This is a genomic window from Streptomyces yaizuensis, assembly GCF_034961445.1.
In the GTDB taxonomy this organism is placed as follows: Bacteria; Actinomycetota; Actinomycetes; order Streptomycetales; family Streptomycetaceae; genus Streptomyces; species Streptomyces yaizuensis.
The window spans coordinates 256,670-276,937 of record NZ_BSBI01000001.1 but is presented as its reverse complement, the minus strand read 5'-3'; the positions used below and the strand labels follow the sequence as shown (position 1 = coordinate 276,937).

The 20,268-nt window shown below is 73.0% G+C and carries 17 protein-coding genes; 9 read left to right on the top strand and 8 right to left on the bottom strand.

What is annotated here, in order from left to right:
• Window positions 1–75: 75 nt before the first annotated feature.
• Window positions 76–1,098 carry a LacI family DNA-binding transcriptional regulator gene (locus SYYSPA8_RS00970; RefSeq protein WP_323444934.1) on the bottom strand — a complete coding sequence of 341 codons (1,023 nt, stop codon included), beginning with the start codon at window positions 1,096–1,098 and terminating at the stop codon, window positions 76–78.
• 132 nt (window positions 1,099–1,230) lie between these two features.
• Here SYYSPA8_RS00970 and SYYSPA8_RS00965 point away from each other — a divergent pair, with 132 nt between their 5' ends.
• Both SYYSPA8_RS00965 and SYYSPA8_RS00960 read left to right on the top strand, forming a co-directional pair.
• The gene (locus SYYSPA8_RS00965) at window positions 1,231–1,929 is read left to right on the top strand and encodes an alpha/beta fold hydrolase (protein ID WP_323444933.1); all 699 of its coding nucleotides are present in this window, start codon (window positions 1,231–1,233) and stop codon (window positions 1,927–1,929) included.
• A 65-nt stretch (window positions 1,930–1,994) separates the two neighbouring features.
• Window positions 1,995–2,453 (top strand): type II toxin-antitoxin system PemK/MazF family toxin, encoded by a 459-nt coding sequence (locus SYYSPA8_RS00960; protein WP_323444932.1) that lies wholly within the window; start codon window positions 1,995–1,997, stop codon window positions 2,451–2,453.
• Window positions 2,454–2,481: 28 nt separating this feature from the next.
• Here SYYSPA8_RS00960 and SYYSPA8_RS00955 read toward each other — a convergent pair whose 3' ends face one another.
• Window positions 2,482–3,369, bottom strand: coding sequence for a TIGR02452 family protein (locus tag SYYSPA8_RS00955; RefSeq protein ID WP_323444931.1), 888 nt, complete (start codon window positions 3,367–3,369; stop codon window positions 2,482–2,484).
• Window positions 3,370–3,543: 174 nt separating this feature from the next.
• Here SYYSPA8_RS00955 and egtA point away from each other — a divergent pair, with 174 nt between their 5' ends.
• Genes egtA through egtD form a run of 4 tightly spaced genes read left to right on the top strand, consistent with a single transcriptional unit; the run spans window position 3,544 to window position 7,845 of the window.
• Window positions 3,544–4,818: an ergothioneine biosynthesis glutamate--cysteine ligase EgtA gene (gene egtA, locus SYYSPA8_RS00950; RefSeq protein WP_323444930.1), complete on the top strand. Its 1,275-nt coding sequence runs from the start codon at window positions 3,544–3,546 to the stop codon at window positions 4,816–4,818.
• The gene (gene egtB / locus SYYSPA8_RS00945; protein ID WP_323444929.1) at window positions 4,815–6,128 is read left to right on the top strand and encodes an ergothioneine biosynthesis protein EgtB; all 1,314 of its coding nucleotides are present in this window, start codon (window positions 4,815–4,817) and stop codon (window positions 6,126–6,128) included. The genes egtA and egtB overlap by 4 nt, the downstream gene beginning before the upstream one ends.
• Window positions 6,128–6,883: an ergothioneine biosynthesis protein EgtC gene (egtC, locus tag SYYSPA8_RS00940; protein ID WP_323444928.1), complete on the top strand. Its 756-nt coding sequence runs from the start codon at window positions 6,128–6,130 to the stop codon at window positions 6,881–6,883. Before egtB ends, egtC begins: the two co-directional genes overlap by 1 nt.
• Entirely contained in the window at window positions 6,880–7,845 is a 966-nt protein-coding gene (gene egtD / locus SYYSPA8_RS00935; protein WP_323444927.1) for an L-histidine N(alpha)-methyltransferase, read from the top strand. Before egtC ends, egtD begins: the two co-directional genes overlap by 4 nt.
• 92 nt (window positions 7,846–7,937) lie before the next feature.
• Here egtD and SYYSPA8_RS00930 read toward each other — a convergent pair whose 3' ends face one another.
• A complete protein-coding gene (locus SYYSPA8_RS00930; protein ID WP_323444926.1) occupies window positions 7,938–9,200 on the bottom strand; it encodes an extracellular solute-binding protein in 1,263 nt (420 codons plus the stop codon).
• Between the two features lie 192 nt (window positions 9,201–9,392).
• On the opposite strand from SYYSPA8_RS00930, the gene SYYSPA8_RS00925 reads away from it, so the two are divergent.
• Both SYYSPA8_RS00925 and SYYSPA8_RS00920 read left to right on the top strand, forming a co-directional pair.
• Window positions 9,393–9,608, top strand: coding sequence for a dodecin (locus SYYSPA8_RS00925; RefSeq protein ID WP_323444925.1), 216 nt, complete (start codon window positions 9,393–9,395; stop codon window positions 9,606–9,608).
• A 441-nt stretch (window positions 9,609–10,049) separates the two neighbouring features.
• Entirely contained in the window at window positions 10,050–12,452 is a 2,403-nt protein-coding gene (locus SYYSPA8_RS00920) for an excinuclease ABC subunit UvrA (protein WP_323444924.1), read from the top strand.
• Window positions 12,453–12,510: 58 nt separating this feature from the next.
• Here SYYSPA8_RS00920 and SYYSPA8_RS00915 read toward each other — a convergent pair whose 3' ends face one another.
• The 3 genes from SYYSPA8_RS00915 to SYYSPA8_RS00905 are packed head-to-tail and all read right to left on the bottom strand — an operon-like array spanning window position 12,511 to window position 15,925.
• Complete coding sequence (locus tag SYYSPA8_RS00915; RefSeq protein ID WP_323444923.1) at window positions 12,511–13,257, bottom strand: succinate dehydrogenase/fumarate reductase iron-sulfur subunit; 747 nt, start codon at window positions 13,255–13,257, stop codon at window positions 12,511–12,513.
• A complete protein-coding gene (locus SYYSPA8_RS00910) occupies window positions 13,254–15,206 on the bottom strand; it encodes a fumarate reductase/succinate dehydrogenase flavoprotein subunit (RefSeq protein ID WP_323444922.1) in 1,953 nt (650 codons plus the stop codon). Before SYYSPA8_RS00910 ends, SYYSPA8_RS00915 begins: the two co-directional genes overlap by 4 nt.
• Window positions 15,206–15,925, bottom strand: coding sequence for a succinate dehydrogenase cytochrome b subunit (locus SYYSPA8_RS00905; RefSeq protein WP_323444921.1), 720 nt, complete (start codon window positions 15,923–15,925; stop codon window positions 15,206–15,208). Before SYYSPA8_RS00905 ends, SYYSPA8_RS00910 begins: the two co-directional genes overlap by 1 nt.
• Before the next feature lie 300 nt (window positions 15,926–16,225).
• Between SYYSPA8_RS00905 and SYYSPA8_RS00900 the strand changes: the two genes are divergently transcribed.
• Complete coding sequence (locus SYYSPA8_RS00900) at window positions 16,226–17,161, top strand: LysR family transcriptional regulator (protein WP_323444920.1); 936 nt, start codon at window positions 16,226–16,228, stop codon at window positions 17,159–17,161.
• A gap of 72 nt (window positions 17,162–17,233) precedes the next feature.
• Here the strand turns inward: SYYSPA8_RS00900 and SYYSPA8_RS00895 are convergent, their stop codons facing one another.
• Together SYYSPA8_RS00895 and SYYSPA8_RS00890 are read right to left on the bottom strand one after the other, a co-directional pair.
• Window positions 17,234–19,420 (bottom strand): putative bifunctional diguanylate cyclase/phosphodiesterase, encoded by a 2,187-nt coding sequence (locus SYYSPA8_RS00895; protein WP_407705879.1) that lies wholly within the window; start codon window positions 19,418–19,420, stop codon window positions 17,234–17,236.
• Complete coding sequence (locus SYYSPA8_RS00890; protein ID WP_323444918.1) at window positions 19,420–20,232, bottom strand: SAM-dependent methyltransferase; 813 nt, start codon at window positions 20,230–20,232, stop codon at window positions 19,420–19,422. Before SYYSPA8_RS00890 ends, SYYSPA8_RS00895 begins: the two co-directional genes overlap by 1 nt.
• Between the last annotated feature and the right edge of the window lie 36 nt (window positions 20,233–20,268).

The following is a 20,268-nucleotide window of genomic DNA, read 5'->3' as shown; positions in this document are numbered from 1 at the left end:
GGCCTGGCACAGGACAGGGCACAAGGCAGGCGCGGGCCTGGCACAGGACGGGCAGGGCGCGGGGCACAGGCGCCCTCAGGTGGACTCGCGGTGCACAGCCCTCGCCCCCATCAGCTCGTGGTCCCGCGGCCGGTCGTCCGGCGTGCGCACCGCCTGGTCCACCAGCTCCGCCAGAAGCCGCCCGGTCACCATGTCGATGTGGACCGTGGAGAGCCGGGGCCGCAACAGTCTTCCCAGGAGCAGGTCGTCGGCGCCGATCACCGCGGTCTGCCCGGGGATGTCGATCCGCTCGTCCTGGAGCGCCCGCATCAGCAGCATGGCGTAGTCGTCGTTGAACGCGTACACGGCGTCCAGCCCCAGCCCGTGCCAGCGGGCGGCGAGAGCGGCGGCGGACTCCTCGTCGTACGCCAGCGGCAGCGGCTCCACCCGGGCGCCCGTGTCGGCCGCCGCGCGGACCGCGCCCTCGTAGCGCGGCTGGGCGAAGTGCTCCAGGCCCGGTTCCCTGGGCATGACGACGCCGATGGCCCGCCGCCCGCGTTGCACCAGATGGGTGACGGCGCAGCCGCCGACCTCGCGCTGGTCCATCACCAGGCAGTGGGCGCCCTCCACCCGCCGGGGGGCGAGCGAGATCACGGCCTTCGCGCCGGAGCGCTTGAGGATGTCGACGCCGTGGGGGGTGAGTCCGACCTCGCCGAGGGAGACGACGGCGACGGGCCTCAGTTCGGCCCAGGCGCGGGCGGCGTCGTCGCCGTCGAGCCCGACACTGCCGTACTGCACCACGGTGTAGTCCAGCCGGCGCAGGGCCCACTGGAGTTCGTGGAAGAAGCGGTGGAACTGCGGGCCGTGGGGGACGGAGGTCGCGGGCAGCAGGACCATCCGGGTGTGTCCGGCGCGCAGGCTGCGGGCCGCGGCGTGGGGCACGTACCCCAGTTCCTCGGCGGCTTCCCGGACCCGGCGGCGCGTGGGCTCGCTGATGCGCACCGACGCCGTGTTGTTCAGGACGTACGAGACGGTGGCCCGGGAAACCCCGGCTAAGCGGGCGACATCGGCGCTGGTGGGAACGGAGCGTTCGGCAAACTGCTTGGGTGTCTGGCTCATCGCCCTGGGCATCTTTCCAGAACACGGCCCCGTCCCGCCGGGGGGTTGGCCGGAATCGGGCACTCTGTGCCGCGGCGCCCCGGTCCCGCATGATGATCGGGCCCGTCCACGACACCGAAAGGCCAGAGCGCCATGCGACTGCGTACGACCGGCTGGGGCGAGGGTGATCGGCTCGCGCTCCTGATCCACGGCATCATGGCCGACCATCGCACCTGGCGCCGGGTGGCGCCCGCGCTCGCCCGGCGCGGCTACCGGGTCCTCGCGGTGGATCTGCGCGGCCACGGCGCCAGCGGCCGTGCGGATTCCTACACCGTGGACGACCACGCGGCGGATCTGGTGGAGACGCTGCCGGCGGGGGCGGACCTGGCGATCGGGCATTCGCTGGGCGCTCTGGCGCTGTCGCTGGCCGTGGCGGAGCTGGCCCCCGCGCGGGCGGTGTACTCGGATCCGGCGTGGCGGCTCCCCAGCGGGCCGGAAGGGTTCCGTCCGGAACTGCTCACCGTCGCGAAGGGGTTGACGCGCGAGGAGATACGGGCCATGAATCCGCGCTGGGAGGAGGCCGACGTCGACATCGAGACACAGACCCTGGCCGTGTGGGACGAGGCGACCGCGCACGGTCTCGGGGGTGTCGTCGGACGGGATCGGATGCCCGCGCGGCCGGTGGTGCCCTCGCTGGTGACGCTCGCCGACCCCAGTGCGCTGGTGCCGCCGGAGCGGGCGGAGCTGCTGCGGCGGCGCGGTTTCGCGGTGCGGACGGTCGCGGACACCGGCCACACCATCCACCGGGACGACCACGACGGCTTCCTCGCGGCGCTGGAGGGGTGGGCGTGAGGCCGGCGGAGGACGGGAACGGAGGACAGGGCCGCGGAGCCGGTCCGGGCACTATCGTGGGCGCTGTGACGCTCTTCTCCGGCGCCCCGGGCGCCTTCGACTCCCCCGGCCGCAGCGGCGCGACCGCCACCACCGAGGCCGATCCCGCCGCCGTCGGCCCGGTCCGTACCGCGTACGAGCCCGACCAGGACGGCGATCCCGACCCCGGGGAGATCGTCTGGACCTTCGTGCCGTTCGAGGAGGCCGACGGACGGGGCAAGGACCGGCCGGTGCTGATCGTGGCGCGGGAGCGGGCCGGGACCCTGCTGGCCGTGCAGCTGTCCAGCAAGCGCCACGACCGGGACCGCGAGTGGGTGGCGATCGGGGTGGGGCCCTGGGACCGCGAGGGCCGGGAGTCCTGGGTGGACCTGGACCGTGTGCTGCGCGTGCACGAGCGGGGCATGCGGCGGGAGGCCTGCGCCCTGGACCGGGACCGCTTCGACGCCGTGGCGGAGCGGCTGCGCGGGCGCTACGGCTGGAGTTAGGCCGTCTCTTACGGATCTTGCTAACGACCTAGCCGGCCCGTACCGGACCGGGTACGTCCCCCGCGCCGGCCGTCACTCCCCCGCTGTGCCCGGCGCCGGCCCGGAACGCCCGCTCGAACGCCGTCAGCGTGCCCTGTCCCTTCGTACGGTCCAGTACCGCGAAGGTGATCTCGTCGAAGTGGCCCGCGAACGGCCCCTCCCCCGTGAGCAGGGCCCGGAACGCCCCAGCGACCTGCGCCGGGTCGTTGCGGAAGACCCCGCATCCCCAGGCGCCGAGCACGAGCCGGCGGTAGCCGGCGGCGACGGCCGTCTGGAGCACCCGTTCGGCGCGGGCGGTGAGCGCGGCCGGGATCAGGGGGACGTCCTGGGGTGCCGTACGGGCGATCACTCCGGCGTTCGGTGCGGGCGAGGTGAGGAAGCCGACGGTGAAGGGGGTGTCCAGCAGCGTGCCCCGGTCGTCGCGGAAGACGGGGACGGCGGGCGAGTGGATGACCCGGTCCGAGTAGAAGGGGCTGCGGTCCGCCCGGTGGTGGGCGTAGTACTCCGGGATTTCCAGCAGGGTGGCGTGGAGGGCCGAGGCGCGGCACAGTGCCTCCTCCTGGGCCTGCGCGCCGTTGAGGAAGCCGCCGCCGGGGTTGCGGGCGGAGGCGAAGCTGAGGACGGCCACCGGCGCCGGGTCCCGCGTGGTGAGCCGGCGGGCGGCGGCGGTGGTGGACTCGCCGGTGACCTCGAAGGCCGTGACGCGTCCGGTACCGGGGGTGACGGGCAGCGGCTCCGGGCCGTGGAGCCGGGCCGCCGCGCGGGCGGCGGCGACCTCCTCCGCGATGGTCACCGTGCGTCCCCCGGCGGAGACATACCGTCCGATGGCCGTGATGTCCTGGGTCTGCCGGGCGATCCCCCGCAGTCGTGCACTCATGGCACATGAGTTAAGCGATCATCACACTTCAGGACCATTCATTTTCCACCGGCACCCGCGCGGGCGGGTAACCGGAAGCACCGGTTCAGGGGGCGCTCTTGTGCGAACCCGCGGCCCTGGCCTTAGGTTAACTGTGTGCGTGCCCCATGATGCCTTCCATTCGAGGAGTCGATCATGTGTACAGCGGACGCCGGTGACTTCGGCCGGCCCCTGTCCGAGGACGAAGCGGAGCACATGCTGCGCTGTATCTGTTTCAAGAACGGACCACCCCGGAACGTGGGTGTGGAACTGGAATGGCTCGTGCACCACCGTGAGACCCCCCGGCGCCCCGTCCCGGCGGACCGCCTGACCGCCGCCCACGACCGGGTGCGCGCCCTGGCTCTCGACTCGGCCCTGACCTTCGAACCGGGCGGCCAGGTGGAGCTGAGTTCCCGCCCCGCCGGCTCGCTGATGGAGTGCGTGGACTCCGTCGCCGGCGATCTGCGCGCCGTGCGCGCCGCCCTCGCCCCGGACGGTCTGGTCCTCGCCGGTATCGGCCTCGACCCCTGGCAGTCGCCCCGCCGGATGCGCCACGACCCCCGCTACGACGCCATGGAGGCGTATCTGGACCGTACGGGTCCGGGCGGGCGGGCCATGATGTGCACCTCCGCGTCGATACAGGTCTGCCTGGACGCCGGCGAGGAGGAGCCGGGCCCCCTCGGTCACGGCCGTCGCTGGCGGCTGGCGCATCTGCTCGGCGCGGTGCTGAGCGCCGCGTTCGCCAACTCGCCCGCGCGGGCGGGCCGGCGCACCGGCTGGCGCTCCACCCGGCAGGCCATCTGGGCCGGTCTGGACGGGACCCGGACGGTGGCGCCGCCCCTGGACCGGGAGCCCCGCGGCGCCTGGACGGACCACGCGCTGGACATACCCGTGATGTTCGTGCGGATGCCGGACGGGCCCTGGCAGCAGCCCCGGGGGCTGAGCTTCCGGAGCTGGCTGCGCACGGGCGGCCCGCGCCCGCCGACCCGGCAGGACCTGGAGCACCATCTGTCCACGCTCTTCCCGCCGGTGCGGCCGCGCGGCCATCTGGAACTGCGGATGATCGACGCGCAGCCCGGTGACGACGGCTGGCAGGTGCCGCTCGCGGTGACCACGGCCCTCTTCGACGACCCGGAGGCCGCCGAGACCGTCCACCGGGCGGTGAAACCACTGGCCGAGTGGGCGGGTCCGCTGCCCGCTCCGCGCAATCCGCTCTGGGTGGGAGCGGCCCGGCACGGACTGGCCCATCCGGAGCTGCGGGCCGCCGCCCGGGTCTGTTTCACCGCCGCGCGGGAGGCCCTGCCCCGGATGGGTGCCTCGACGGCGCTGAGGGACGCGGTCGCCGCGTTCGACGAGCGCCATGTGGCCCGGGGCCGATGTCCCGCCGACGACCTGCTCGACACCGCGCCGGAATGGAGGGCCGAGCGATGACCGGGGACCCGCGCGGGCGTGCGCTCGCCGCCCTGACGACGGCCCGCGAACGGACGGCGCTGCTCACCGGCTGCGTCGACGACGGCGAGCTGACCGCCCAGCACTCCCCGCTGATGTCGCCGCTGGTGTGGGACCTGGCGCACATCGGCAACCAGGAGGAGCAGTGGCTGCTGCGGACCGTCGGCGGCGGGCCGGCGCTGCGGCCGGAGATCGACTCGGTGTACGACGCGTTCGAGCATCCCCGGGCGAGCCGGCCGTCGCTGCCGCTGCTGCCCCCGGCCGAGGCCCGCGCGTACGCCCTGGAGGTACGCGGCCGGGTGCTCGACGTCCTGGACCGGACCGCGCTGGAGGGCGGTCCGCTGACCGCGTCCGGGTTCGCCTTCGGGATGATCGCCCAGCATGAGCAGCAGCACGACGAGACCATGCTGATCACCCATCAGCTGCGCCGGGGGCCGGTCGCGCTGACCGCGCCCGAGCCGCCCCGGGGCTCCACGGCCGGGCTGCCGGCCGAGGTGCTGGTCCCCGGCGGCCCGTTCACCATGGGGACGTCGGCGGAGCCCTGGGCGCTGGACAACGAGCGGCCCGCGCACCACCGGACGGTGGCCGCGTTCCATCTCGACACCACCCCGGTGACCTGCGGCGCGTATCTGGCGTTCCTCGCGGACGGCGGCTACCGCGACCCCCGCTGGTGGGCGCCGGAGGGCTTCGCGCAGATCCAGCGGCACTCCATCACCGCCCCCCTGTTCTGGCGGCACGAGGGCGGCCAGTGGCTGCGCCGGCGCTTCGGGGTGACCGAACCGGTGCCGCTCGACGAGCCGGTCCTCCATGTCAGCTGGTACGAGGCCGACGCGTACGCCCGCTGGGCGGGACGGCGGCTGCCGACCGAACAGGAGTGGGAGAAGGCCGCCCGCTTCGATCCCGCGTCGGGCCGCTCCCGCCGCTATCCGTGGGGCGACGCGGACCCCACGCCCGACCACGCCAATCTGGGCCAGCGCCATCTGCGGCCCGCGCCCGCCGGGAGCTATCCCGCCGGGGCCTCCCCGCTGGGGGTGCGGCAGCTGATCGGGGACGTGTGGGAGTGGACGGCGAGTGACTTCCTGCCCTATCCGGGGTTCGCCGCCTTCCCCTACCGCGAGTACTCGGAGGTGTTCTTCGGGAGCGCGCACAAGGTGCTGCGCGGCGGCTCGTTCGGGGTCGACCCGGTGGCCTGCCGGGGCACCTTCCGCAACTGGGACCTGCCCGTACGGCGGCAGATCTTCAGCGGATTCAGGACCGCGCGCGACGCGGCCCCGGACGAGGGGACGGGCTGATGTGCCGCCATGTCGCCCGGGTCGGGCCGCCGCTGGCGCTCGGCGCGGTGCTCACCGTCCCGCCGCACGGTCTGCTGCGCCAGTCCTGGGCGCCGCGCCGGCAGCGCCACGGCACGGTCAACGCCGACGGCTTCGGCGTGGGCTGGTACGCCGACGGCGACCCCGTACCGGCCCGCTACCGGCGCTCCGGCCCCGTCTGGGGTGACCAGTCCTTCGCCGACCTGGTCCGGGTGGTCCGCAGCACCACGCTGCTCGCCGCCGTGCGCGACGCCACGGAGCCGGGCGCCGACGACGAGGCCGCCGCCGCCCCCTTCGCCTCGGGGCCGTGGCTCTTCAGTCACAACGGCGCGGTCCGGGGCTGGCCCGCCTCGCTCGCCCCGCTGGCGCGGGAACTGCCCGTGGAGGAGTTGCTGCGGCTGGAGGCGCGCTGCGACGCGGCGCTGCTGTGGGCGCTGGTCCTGCGCCGGCTGCGCGACGGCGACCCCCCGGGCCAGGCGCTGGCGGACACCGTGCTGGAAGTGGCCGGTGCCGCGCCGGGGTCCCGGTTGAATCTGCTGGTCACCGATGGCACGACGATCGCCGCGACCGCCTGGGGCGACTCCCTGTGGTCGCTCGTCGACGAGGTCGCGGGGACCGTGGTGGCGTCGGAGCCCTACGACGACGATCCGCGCTGGCGCGAGGTGCCCGATCGGACGCTGCTGGTCGCCGATCGCGCCGGTGTTCTGCTCTCCCCGCTCAAGGAGCCCTCTCGGTGAGCCCGTTTCTGCTGACCCGTACCCTGCCCGAGAACGCCACGGCGGCGGCTTTGCGCGCCGATGTGCTGGACGGGCTGACCCGCACCCCGAAGGAGCTGCCGCCGCGCTGGTTCTACGACGCCCGGGGCAGCGAGCTGTTCGAGGAGATCACCCGGCTGCCGGAGTACTATCCGACGCGTGCCGAGCGGGAGATCCTGGTCCGTGAGGCGCCCCGGATCGCGGCGCTTGCGGGGGCCCGCACCCTGGTGGAGCTGGGGTCGGGCTCCTCGGAGAAGACCCGGCACCTCCTGGACGCCCTGCCCGCTCTGCACAGTTATGTACCGGTCGATGTGAGCGAGAGCGCCCTGCGGGGCGCGGCCGACGCGCTGCTCGCGGAGCGGCCGGAGCTGCGGATCCACGCCCTGATCGCCGATTTCACCGGGCTGACGGAGCTGCCGGCGGCCCCGGGGCCCCGGCTGCTCGTCTTCCTCGGCGGCACGATCGGCAATCTCCTGCCCGAGGAGCGGGCGCGCTTCCTCCGCTCGACGCGGGCGCTGCTGGAGCCCGGGGACACGCTGCTGCTCGGCACGGATCTGGTGAAGGACGAGGAGACGTTGGTGCGCGCCTATGACGACACGGCGGGCATCACGGCCGATTTCAACCGTAACGTCCTGAATGTTCTGGCTCGGGAGCTGGGCGCGGACGTCGACCCCGCCGACTTTGACCATGTGGCGCTCTGGGACCGGGACCGGGAGTGGATCGAGATGCGGCTGCGGGCGCGCTCGGCGCTGACGGTGAAGATCCCGGAGCTGAATCTGCTGGTGCCCTTCGCCGAGGGCGAGGAGCTGCGTACGGAGGTGTCGGCGAAGTTCCGCCGGGAGGGGGTGCACCGGGAACTGGCGGAGAGCGGCTGGGAGCCGGTGGAGTGGTGGACGGACGCGGCCGGGCGCTTCGCCCTCTCCCTGGCGCGGGCCGTGGACTGACCCGGTCCCCCGGCCGGTCCCCGTGGGGAAACGGACCGGCGATCCCCCGGTGATGACCCGGGGATCGCCGGCCGGGGCCGGGGCGGCGGGGATCAGCCCGGCGCGAGGATCGCGGTGATCTTCTCCGACGCCTGCTTCGCCGCCCGCCCGGGGTCGCCGCCTTCGAGGACCTTCGTCATGAAGGGCTTGATGGGGTTGTCGACCTCGACATCGGCCCACTTGGGCGAGGTCGGCGTGGCCTGGCTGCCGTCGGCGTTGGCGCCGGCCGCCATCGCGGCGGTGGACTCCTGGCCCTGGATGACGCTCGCCAGCGCCTGCTTGTTGGGCACGTAGTTCATCGTGCGGGCGAGGTCGGTCTGCCAGCGCTCGCTCGCCAGGGCCTTGACGACCTCGACGGCGGCGGCGCGCTCGCCGGCGCGCTCCGGGATGATGAGGTCGGACCCGCCGGTGAAGACCGCGCCGGGCTTGTCCTCGGTCAGGCCGGGGATGCTGAAGTACCCCAGCTTCCCCTTCAGTGCCGGGTTCGCCTTCTCGATGGCCGGGGTCGCGCTGGGCGGGGCGATCAGCTGGGCGACATCGCCCCGGGCGAAGACATCGGTCTGCGGCGGCTTCTGCTCGTCCGCGTTCTTGGGGCCCTTGCCGTGGGACTGGAGCTGCTTGTAGAACTCCATGCCGCGCAGGGCCTTCTCGGTGTGGAGGGCACCGTCCCAGGCGCCGCCGCGCTCGACGGCGAGGTCGCCGCCCTCGTCCCAGATGAACCCGGCCAGCGTGTACCAGTCCTGTCCGGCGAGGTAGATGCCCTGGTCGCCGCCGGTGTTGAGCTGCTCCGAGATCTCCAGCCACTCGTCCCGCGTGCGGGGCGGCTTGGTGATGCCGGCCTTCTCGAAGAGGTCCTTGTTGTAGATGACGACCCGGTTGGCCGCGTACCAGGGGATGCCGTACTGCGAGCCGTTGATGTTGCCGGGCTCCTTGAGGCCGGGCAGCCAGTCCTCGCTGCCGAGGTCGCGCACCGACTCCAGGGTGAGGTCCATCAGGGCGTCGGTCTCCGCGTACTGGGCGACCTGGGTGTTGCCGACCTCGATGACGTCGGGGGTGTCCGTCCCCTCCAGCGCGGCGTTGACCTTCTTGCCGATGCCGGTCCAGGGCTGGAAGGTGACCTTCAGGTCCACCGAGGGGTGGTCCTTCTCGTACTCCTTCACGAAGCGGTCCAGGAAGTCGTCGGAGACGCTGTCCTGCATCAGCCATATCTCCACGGTGCGCTTGTCCGAACCGGTACCCGGTATGAGTCCGCATCCGGCGGTGAGGGCGAGCGCTGCGGCGAGGGCGAGAGACGACGGGAGGGGGCGGATTTTCACAACGTTCACCTTCAGGGGGCATGGAGACGTGAGCCCGTTGGGGGAGCGCGCTCCAGGCTCGCACGGGTGTGGCTGGATTTTGGTATGTACCAAAGTGCCGGTCAAGCCCTGTACCGACGCCTCGCGCACCACCTTTCGGTGAGGCACGGTGGAGAGCGTGTGGAGAGAGTGTAGCGAGAGGAGTACGAAGGTATGTCCCATCACACGTATCGCGTGACTGAGATTGTCGGCACATCTCCCGAGGGAGTGGATCAGGCCATTCGCAATGGCATCGAGCGGGCCGGCCAGACGTTGCGCGGACTCGACTGGTTCGAGGTCACCGAGGTCCGGGGCCATATCGCCGACGGACGGATCGATCACTTCCAGGTGGGACTGAAGGTCGGCTTCCGGCTGGAGGGCAGCGCCTGACCCGCGCCCGGACCCCCGGCCCCCGGCGCCGGGGGCGCGGGCCGCGCGCCGTCCCGCCGCAACGATTGCCTTGGCGAACACGCCACCCCCCAAGGCGCTCGATCCGGCCATCACGCGCCGACCGGCGGTCCGTCGGGCGGAAATCGGCCCGGACCCCCGGCGAGCGGGGCCGAAAACGAGGGCATGACGGTGCCGTGGCGCTCCGTCAAGGCGAAAAACAGCCATGTCATCGAGGCCGTGATGGCGCCCTGACTCACTCCCCCGGTCCACAGGCATCCCCGTACGGCCCAGAGGGGCGCATCGTCATGATGGCAGGGCGGGTTCCCCGCGCCGCCATCGACCCGCCGCCATCGACCCGCCGCCCGCGCGCCGCCGGCCCCCGGCCACAGGGTGCCGGCCCGGGCGCGGACGGTCCGGACCCGACGTCTAGGATTGTCCGATATGCACAGTGGTCACCCCGATTCCTTCGTCCGCGTCCGGGGTGCCCGGGAGCACAATCTCCGCGGTGTCGACGTGGACATCCCCCGGGACGCGCTGGTCGTCTTCACCGGCGTCTCCGGGTCGGGCAAGTCCTCGCTCGCCTTCGGCACCCTGTTCGCGGAGGCCCAGCGGCGCTACGTCGAGTCCGTCGCCCCCTACGCACGCCGGCTCATCCACCAGGTGGGGATCCCCGCCGTGGACGACATCACGGGCCTGCCGCCCGCCGTCTCGCTGGAGCAGCGGCGGTCCGTCCCGTCCTCGCGTTCGTCGGTGGGCACGGTCACCGCGCTCTCCAATTCGCTGCGGATGCTGTTCTCCCGCGCGGGCGACTATCCGGCGGGGGCCCCGCCGCTGGACTCGGACGCCTTCTCCCCGAACACGGCCGCCGGCGCCTGTCCCGGCTGTCACGGTCTCGGCCTGGTCCACCGCACCAGCGAGGAGCTGCTCGTCCCCGATCCCTCGCTGTCGATCCGGGAGGGCGCCATCGCCTCCTGGCCGGGGGCGTGGCAGGGCAAGAACCTGCGCGACGTCCTCGACGCGCTGGGCCACGACGTCGACCGGCCGTGGCGGGAGCTGCCGGCCCGGGACCGCGAGTGGATCCTCTTCACGGACGAGCAGCCGGTGGTGACCGTGGACCCGGTGCGCGAGGCGGGCCGGATCCAACGGCCCTATCAGGGCACGTACAGCAGTGCCCGGCGGCTGGTCCTGCACACCTTCGCGGATTCGAAGAGTCCGGCGCTGCGGGCGCGGGCCGAGCGCTTCCTCACCAGTACGCCGTGTCCCGCGTGCGGCGGCGGGCGGCTGCGGGCGGAGGCACTGGCGGTCACCTTCGGCGGCAGGACCATCGCGGAGCTGGCCGCCCTGCCGCTGACCGAGCTGGCCGCGCTGCTGACGGGCGACGGCGGCCCGCGCCCGGCCGGTGGCCCCGGCGGGGCGGGCCCCGTCCACGACGGCGGGGAGAGCGCCCGGGTCCTGACGGCCGATCTGCTCTCCCGGATCGGGCCGGTCACCGAACTGGGGCTCGGCTATCTCAGCGTGGACCGGCCCACGCCCACCCTCTCCAGCGGGGAGTTGCAGCGGCTGCGGCTGGCGACCCAGCTGCGCTCCGGCCTCTTCGGTGTGGTGTACGTCCTGGACGAGCCGTCGGCCGGGCTGCACCCGGCGGACACGGAGGCGCTGCTCGGGGTGGTGGGCCGGCTGCGGTCCGCGGGCAACTCGGTCTTCGTGGTCGAGCACCATCTCGACGTGGTGCGCGGCGCCGACTGGATCGTCGACGTGGGCCCGGGGGCGGGCGACCACGGCGGGCGGGTGCTCCACAGCGGCCCGGTGGACGCGCTCGCCGGGGTGGCCGAGTCGGTGACCCGCCGGTTCCTCTTCGGCCGCTCCCCGGCGGGGGAACGGCCCGCCAGGACGCCGGCGGGCTGGCTCACGATCGGCCCGGTGACCCGGCACAATCTGCGGGACGTCTCCGTACGGGTGCCGCTGGGCGCGCTGACGGCGGTCACGGGGGTGTCGGGGTCGGGGAAGTCGACCCTGGCCGGGGCCGTCACCGCCGATCTGCCCGGGGTCGGCCGGCTGGTCACGGTGGACCAGAAGCCGATCGGCCGGACCCCCCGGTCCAACCTCGCCACGTACACGGGGCTCTTCGACGCCGTACGCAAGCTCTTCGCGGGCACCGACGAGGCGCGGGCGCGCGGCTACCGGGCTGGGCGGTTCTCGTTCAATGTGGCGGGCGGGCGGTGCGAGACCTGTCAGGGCGAGGGGTTCGTCTCGGTGGAGCTGCTGTTCCTGCCGCGTACCTACGCGCCCTGCCCCGACTGCGCGGGCGCCCGCTACCGGCCCGAGACGCTGGAGGTGCGGTACCGGGGGCTGAACATCGCCGAGGTGCTGGATCTGCCGGTGGAGGCGGCGGCGGAGTTCTTCGCGGACGTCCCCGCGGCGGCGCGCGGGCTCGGCGCCCTGCTCGACGTGGGCCTGGGCCATCTGCGGCTGGGCCAACCGGCGACGGAGCTGTCGGGCGGCGAGGCCCAGCGGATCAAACTGGCGGCGGAGTTGCAGCGGGCGGGCGGCGCGCACACGCTCTATGTGCTGGACGAGCCGACCACCGGGCTGCACCCGGCCGATGTGGAGGTCCTGACGCGCCGGCTGGACGGTCTGGTCGACGCCGGCCACTCGGTCCTGGTCGTGGAGCACGACATGGACGTGGTGGCGGGCGCCGACTGGGTGGTCGACCTGGGGCCCGGCGGTGGCGACGAGGGCGGACGGGTCGTCGCGGCGGGCACCCCCGCCGAGGTGGCGTCGGCGGGGGACAGCCGTACCGCGCCGTTCCTGGCGGCCGCGCTCCGGGGCCGGTGTCAGAGGTAGGCCGTGTCCCCTGGATCCTGCCGGGCCTTCATCGGCCGGCCCGGCCGGGCGCGGAGGACTATCGCCCTGCCTTGCGCCGTGCGCGCAGCCACTCCCGGTTCATCGCGGCGATCGACGGCAGCGGGATGCCCTTGGGGCAGGCGGTGGCGCACTCGCCGGTGAGGGTGCAGCCGCCGAACCCCTCGTCGTCCATCGCGGACACCATGTCGAGCACCCGGGTCTCCCGCTCCGGACCGCCCTGGGGCAGGACGTTGAGATGGTTCACCTTGGCCGAGGTGAAGAGCATCGCCGAGCCGTTGGGGCAGGCCGCCACGCAGGCCCCGCAGCCGATGCACTCGGCGTGCTCGAAGGCGGAGTCCGCGTCGGGCTTGGGCACCGGGGTGGCGTGCGCCTCCGGGGCGGAGCCGGTGGGCGCGGTCACATAGCCGCCCGCCTGGATGATCCGGTCGAAGGCGGAACGGTCCACGACCAGGTCCCGGACGACGGGGAAGGCGGCCGCGCGCCAGGGCTCCACGTCGATGGTGTCGCCGTCCCGGAAGGAGCGCATGTGGAGCTGGCAGGTGGTGGTGCGCTCGGGGCCGTGGGCGTCGCCGTTGATGACGAGGCTGCACGCGCCGCAGATGCCCTCGCGGCAGTCGTGGTCGAAGGCGACGGGGTCCTCGCCCCGCAGGATCAGCTCCTCGTTGAGGGTGTCCAGCATCTCCAGGAAGGACATGTCCGGGGAGATGCCGTCGACCTGGTAGGTGGCCATGGCGCCGGGTGCGCTCGCGTCGCGCTGACGCCAGACGCGCAGGGTGAGCCTCATGCGTAGCTCCGCTGGGTGGGGTGGACGTACTCGAAGACCAGGTCTTCCCGGTGGAGCACCGGGGCCTCGCCGGTGGCGGTGAACTCCCAGGCGGCGGCGTAGGAGAACGTCTCGTCCCGGCGCTCCGCCTCCCCTTCGGGGGTGCGGTGCTCCTCCCGGAAGTGGCCGCCGCAGGACTCCTCGCGGTGGAGGGCGTCCAGGCACATCAGCTCGGCGAGTTCCAGGTAGTCGACGATGCGGTTGGCCTTCTCCAGCGACTGGTTGAACTCGGCGCCGGTCCCGGGCACGGTGATCCGCCGCCAGAACTCCTCCCGGATCTGCGGGATCCGCTCCAGGGCCGTGCGCAGCCCCTCCTCGCTGCGGGCCATGCCGCAGTACTCCCACATCAGTGCGCCGAGTTCGCGGTGGAAGGAGTCGGGTGTGCGGTCGCCGCGGACGGAGAGCAGCAGGTTGAGCCGGTCCTCGGTCTCGGCGACGGCTTCGGCGGCGGCCGGGTGGGAGGCGTCGGGGCACTCCCCGAGCGGGGCGCGGGCGAGATAGTCGTTGAGGGTGGCCGGCAGGACGAAGTAGCCGTCGCCGAGTCCTTGCATCAGCGCGGACGCGCCCAGCCGGTTGGCCCCGTGGTCGGAGAAGTTGGCCTCGCCGATGGCGAAGAGCCCGGGAACGGTGGTCGCCAGGTCGTAGTCGACCCAGAGTCCGCCCATCGTGTAGTGCACGGCGGGGTAGATCCGCATCGGGACCTCGTAGGGGTTCTCCGCGGTGATCCGCTCGTACATGTCGAAGAGGTTGCCGTACTTCTCCTCGACCTTGTCGCGGCCCATCCGGGCGATGGCGTCGGCGAAGTCGAGGTAGACGCCCTCGCCGCCGGGGCCGACTCCGCGTCCCTCGTCGCAGACGTTCTTCGCGGCGCGGGACGCGATGTCCCGGGGCACCAGGTTGCCGAAGGAGGGGTAGACGCGTTCCAGGTAGTAGTCGCGTTCGTCCTCGGGGATCTCGCGGGCCGGCCGTGTGTCGCCCTGGGCCTTGGGCACCCAGATGCGGCCGTCGTTGCGCAGGGACTCGCTCATCAGGGTCAGCTTGGACTGGTGGTCCCCGGTGCGCGGGATGCAGGTGGGGTGGATCTGGGTGAAGCAGGGGTTGGCGAAGAGGGCTCCGCGCCGGTGGGCCCGCCAGATCGCGGTGGCGTTGGAGTTCATGGCGTTGGTCGACAGATAGAAGACGTTGCCGTAGCCGCCACTCGCCAGCACCACCGCGTCGGCGAAGTGGGTGGAGATCTCGCCGGTGACGAGGTCCCTGGCGACGATGCCGCGGGCCCGTCCGTCGACGACGATCAGGTCCAGCATCTCGGTGCGGGCGTGCAGGGTGACGGTGCCGGCGGCGATCTGCCGGGAGAGTGCCTGGTAGGCGCCGAGGAGCAGTTGCTGTCCGGTCTGGCCCCGGGCGTAGAAGGTACGGGAGACCTGGACGCCGCCGAAGGAGCGGGTGTCGAGGAGGCCGCCGTACTCGCGGGCGAAGGGGACGCCCTGGGCCACGCACTGGTCGATGATCTCGACGGATATCTGGGCCAGCCGGTGCACGTTGGACTCGCGGGCGCGGAAGTCGCCGCCCTTGACGGTGTCGTAGAAGAGCCGGTGCACGGAGTCGCCGTCGTTGCGGTAGTTCTTGGCGGCGTTGATCCCGCCCTGGGCGGCGATCGAGTGGGCGCGGCGGGGCGAGTCCTGGTAGCAGAACTGCTCGACGTGGTAGCCCTGCTCGCCGAGGGTGGCTCCGGCGGCGCCGCCGGCCAGGCCGGTGCCGACGACGATGACGGTGTGCTTGCGCCGGTTGGCCGGGTTGACCAGCTTCGCCTCGAAGCGGCGGCGGTCCCAGCGCTCGTGGACGGGTCCGGCCGGCGCCGTGGTGTCGGCGATCGGGTCGCCGGTCCGGTACTGCGGGTAGTCGCTGCTCATCAGTTCACCAATCCGGTCATGACGGCGACGGGTACGGCGCAGAAGCCGGCGGTCAGCACCAGGGCGAGCCCGTTGGCGGTGGCCCGCAGCGCGCGGTCGCGGCGGGCGCTGCCCGCGCCGAGGGTCTGGGCGGCGCTCCAGAAGCCGTGGCGGACATGGAGGCCGACGGCGATCATCGCGGTCAGGTAGATGACGTTGCCGTACCAGGTGGAGAAGGTGGCGACGATGTTCTCGTAGGGGCGTCCGTGCTCGGCGTTCTCGTTGACGGTCAGGGTGGTCAGGTCGAGGATGTGCCAGACGATGAAGAGCGCGATGATCACGCCGCCCCAGCGCATGGTGCGGGTGGCGTAGCTCGCGCGCCGGCGCCGGTGGACGTAGGCGGTGGGGCGGGCCCGCCGGTCGAGCCTGCTGAGCTGGTACGCGGAGACGGCGTGCGCGACGACGGCGGCGACCAGCAGGAGGCGGACGCCCCACAGGGCCCACTCCCGGTGCAGGACGGGGGCGCCCATCGTGCGCAGCCAGTGGCCGTACGCGTTGAACTCCTCGGGGCCGAAGAAGACCTTCAGGTTGCCCACCACATGGGCGACGAGATAGCCGAGCATGATCAGGCCGCTGACGGCCATGACCGTCTTCTTGCCGACGGTGGATCCCCAGAAGGTGCGTCGCGGCGGCGGTTTTCGGCCCGCCGGCCGCTGTTCGGTACGCGATGCCAGTCCCATGGGGGACACGGTAGGCAGGAAGGCTTCAAGAGTTCCAAGACATGGTCCCGCTGATCTCCATAGTCAGTGGCTATGGAGTACTAGGGAGTGTCTTCACAGTAGCGTCGTCCGCCCGGAGGGCGGGCCCGGCGGGGTCTGGTGCGGTGCATCGCAAGGCGGAGGAGGGAGTCCATGCGGTGGGGGTACCTCCCGGGCCGCCAGGCCCAGGGGGCCATCGGCGACCGACGACAACGCAGCGAGGTGCCGTGCCAGGGCACGCCGGGCAGACGGGACTGTGAAGACACGACCTAGGGTGGGGGCATGCAGTTCCAGCAGCTCGTGTATTTCGTCGCCGTCGCCGAGACCCTCCACTTCACGCGGGCCGCCGAGCGGGTCCATGTGGCGCAGCCCTCGCTCTCGCAGCAGATCCGGGCGCTGGAGAAGGAGCTGGGGGCGGAGCTGTTCAGCCGGGCCCGGGGGAACATCGCGCTCACCGAGGCGGGGGAGGCGCTGCTGCCGCTGGCCCGGCGGATCCTCGCGGACACGGACACCGCCCGGCACGAGGTGCAGGAGCTGGCGCAGCTGCGGCGGGGGCGGGTCCGGCTGGGGGCGACGCCGAGTCTGTGCACCGGGCTGCTGCCGGAGCTGCTGAAGGTCTTCCACGACCGGCATCCGGGGATCCGGCTGCTGATCGAGGAGGGGGGTTCGCACGATCTGGTGCGGCAGCTGGCGCGGGGCGCGCTGGACCTGGCGTTGATCGTGCTGCCGCTGCCGCCCGGTTCGCCGGTCCTGACCACGGTGGAGCTGCTGCGCGAGGATCTGGTGGTGGTGTCGGCCGCGTCGGCGGCGGCGCCCGCGGGGCCGGTGCGGATCGCCGATCTGCGGCAGGAGCCGCTGGTGATGTTCCGGCACGGGTACGACCTGCGGGAGCTGACGGTGGCGGCGTGCCGGGCGGCGGGGTTCGAGCCGGCGTTCACGGTGGAGGGCGGCGAGATGGACGCGGTGCTCGGGTTCGTCCGCGCGGGCCTGGGGAGCGCGGTGGTCCCGAGCATGGTGGCGGGGCGGGCGGGGCCCGGGATCCGGGTGACGCCGCTGGCCCGGCCGCTGCGGCGGACGATCGCGCTGGCGCACCGGAGCGATGTGGCCCCGCCCCGGGCGGCGCGGGAGTTGCAGCGGCTGCTGCTCGACTCGCGGGACGCGGGGGTGTTCCCGGGGACGTTCTCCGACGAGCGCGGGGCCCGGGATACGGGGCGCTGACCGGGTGCGGTACGCCGCGGGGGGCCGGTCCCGTCCGCACCGGGCTCCCCTGCGGCGTACCGCACTCTCGTCTCAGGTCGCGTCGGCCAGGGCGAGGGTGTGCAGCCGCTCCGGCGGGCCGGGGCGGGCGTAGTACCAGCCCTGCGCGGTGTCGCAGCCCAGTTCCCGCAGCTGGTCGGCCTGGGCCCCGGTCTCGACGCCCTCGACCGTGACGGCCAGCTCCAGGCTGTGCGCCAGCGAGACGATGCCTTCCACGATCTTCACATCGACGGGGTCCACCGGGAGCCGCTGCATGCCCTGGGTGAAGGAGCGGTCGAGCTTGAGGACGCTCACGGGCAGCCGGCGCAGGTTGGCGAGGTTGGAGTAGCCGGTGCCGAAGTCGTCGAGGGCGATGTCGACGCCCAGTTCGGCGAGTTGCCGCAGCGGGCGCAGCAGCCCCTCGTCGGCGCCGATCAGCGCGGACTCGGTGACCTCCAGGCAGAGCGTGCCGGGTGCCAGGCCCGAGCCTTCCAGGACCGCCACCGTGTCGGTGACCAGACCGGGGTGGTGGAGCTGGGTGGGCGAGAGGTTGACGTTGATCCGCAGCGGCACGTCGGCGGCGCGGTGCTCCTGCCAGAACCGGGCCTGGCGGACCGCTTCCTGGAGCACCCAGCGGCCCAGCGGGACGATGAGTCCGGTGTGCTCGGCCAGCGGGATGAACTGGTCGGGACCGAGTACCCCATGGATGGGGTGGGACCAGCGGACCAAGGCCTCCGCGCCGTGCACCCGGCCGTCGCCGAGGTGCACGAGCGGCTGGTACTCGATGAAGAATTCGCCGCGTTCCAGCGCGGCGGGCAGTGCGGTGGTCAGCCCGTGCCGGGTGATGGCGCGTGCGTCCAGCTCGGGGTCGGCCGTCTCGCAGCGGTTGCCGCCCGCCGACTTGGCCCGGTACATGGTGATGTCGGCGCTGCGCAGCACTTCGGCGGTGGTGCGTTCGCCGGCGGGTCCCTCGACGATGCCGATGGAGCCGCGTACGGAGAACTCACGTCCGTCGACCCGGATCGGGGAGCCGAGGGCGGCGAGGATCCGGGCGGCGAGTTCGTGCACCTCGTGCTGGGTGTCGGGGCCGGTGGTGAGGGCGACGAACTCGTCGCCGCCGAGGCGGGCCACCATCTCGCCGGGTGCGGTGGCGCAGCTCTGGAGCCGGTCGGCGACCTCGACCAGGAGCCGGTCGCCGGTGGCGTGGCCGAGGCTGTCGTTGATGGCCTTGAAGCCGTCGAGGTCGAGATAGCAGAGGCCGAAGCGGTTCTGCCCGCCGGCGGCGAGGGCCTTCTCCAGCCGTTCGAAGAAGAGCGTCCGGTTGGGCAGTCCGGTCAGGGCGTCGTGCGTGGCCTCGTAGCGGAGCCTCAGATGGAGCAGCCGGCGCTCGGTGGTGTCCTCCAGGAGGGCGAGCTGGTACTGGGGCCGGCCCTCGGGGTCCCGCAGCAGGGAGAGCGTCAGATTGGTCCACAGCACGGTGCCGTCGTTACGGAAGAACGGTTTCTCCACCCGGAAGTGCTCGCGTTCGCCGCGGATCAGCTCCCGGTGGAGCTGCCAGATGTGCGGCCGGTCCTCGGGGTGGGCCCACTCGGTGACCTTCTTGCCCCGGACGTGGTTCTCCAGGCCGCCGAACATCCGGGTCAGGGTCTCGTTGACCTCCAGGACATTGCCGTCGAGGTCGGCGATCCCGATGCCGATGGCGGCGCCCTCGAAGACGGCCCGCAGCCGGGTCTCGGTGGCGTGCAGGGCGTTGACCGCGTCGGCGCGCGCCTGGAGCGTGGAGCGCGCGATGGACTCCTGCTCGGCGAGGGTGCGCTCGCGCAGGGCCTGGGCGTATCCGGCGGCCAGGGCGTGCTGGAGGCGGGCGCAGCGGGCCCGGCTCTCCTCGGCGGCCGGTTCGGCGGCGCCGGACGTTCCGGTGCGGGGGGCCGCGCCGCAGTAGAGCACCAGATAGGCGTCGATGACGCCGAGGGTCCGGGTCAGGGCCTCCGGGTCGGTGCAGTGGGCGTCGATCAGCGCGGCCCCGATCCGCTGGGCCGACCGGGGGTCGAAGACGCGGGCGTGCAGGGACTCGCTCAGCATCCGGGCCAGCGGCAGCAGATGCTCCTCGATCTCGGCGCGGGTGAGCGAGGTCGCCGTGACCGGGAAGACCGCGCGGCTCCAGATGGTCGCGAATCTGCGCAGTCTGTCCTCGGGGTCGTCCGGGTCGGCGAGGGACCCCGTCGCGTGCGAAGGCGCCATCACGCCGAGCGCCCCACCCCTGCGTAACCGGTGAAGGCATATGGGTCCTCCGGCTCGGCGGGGGCGTCGGGCCGCCAGTGGGGCGGGGACACCAGTCCGGGCTCGACCATCTCGTACCCCTCGAAGAACCGGGCTATCCGGTCCTGTGTGCGCATGATCAATGGATGGCGGATGTCACGGTACACCTCGGTCAGCCGGGCCGCCCGGTCCTCGGGGACGGGCATGCCGTCGTACGCCGTATGGCCGATGACGAGGAGACTGCCGGGAGCAAGGGCATCGCGCAGGGTGGCCACCGCGCTGTACGGGTCGTCCACGTCCTCGATGAAGTCGAGTACGCCGATCAGCAGCAGCGCCGTGGGCAGGCGAAGATCGAGCAGTTCGCGGACCTCGGGAGCTTCCAGGATCTGCCGGGGTCTTCGGAGGTCGGCGGCGATGACGGCGGCCCGGGGTTCGCCGTCGAGCAGCCGGCGGCCGTGGGCGACGGCGACCGGGTCGTGGTCGGCGTGGACGACCCGGGCCGTGGGGCTGAGCTTGAACACGGCCTCGTGGACGCCGCCGCAGGCGGGGATGCCGGAGCCGACGTCGATGAACTGGGTGATGCCCGCGCCGACGGCGTAGCGCACGGCCCGGCGCATGAACGCGCGGCCCGCCTGGGCGACCTTCGGGAGGCCGGGCAGGTGCTCCATCGCCCGGCGGGCCGCGGCGCGGTCGGCCTCGAAGTTGTGCGAGCCGCCCAGGTAGTAGTCGTGCATACGGGACACGCTCGGCACCGAGATGTCGGTGCCGGGCGAGGCCCAGGCGGGACGCTCCATCGATGTCTCCAACAAGTCGCCACGGAGGAAGTCCGG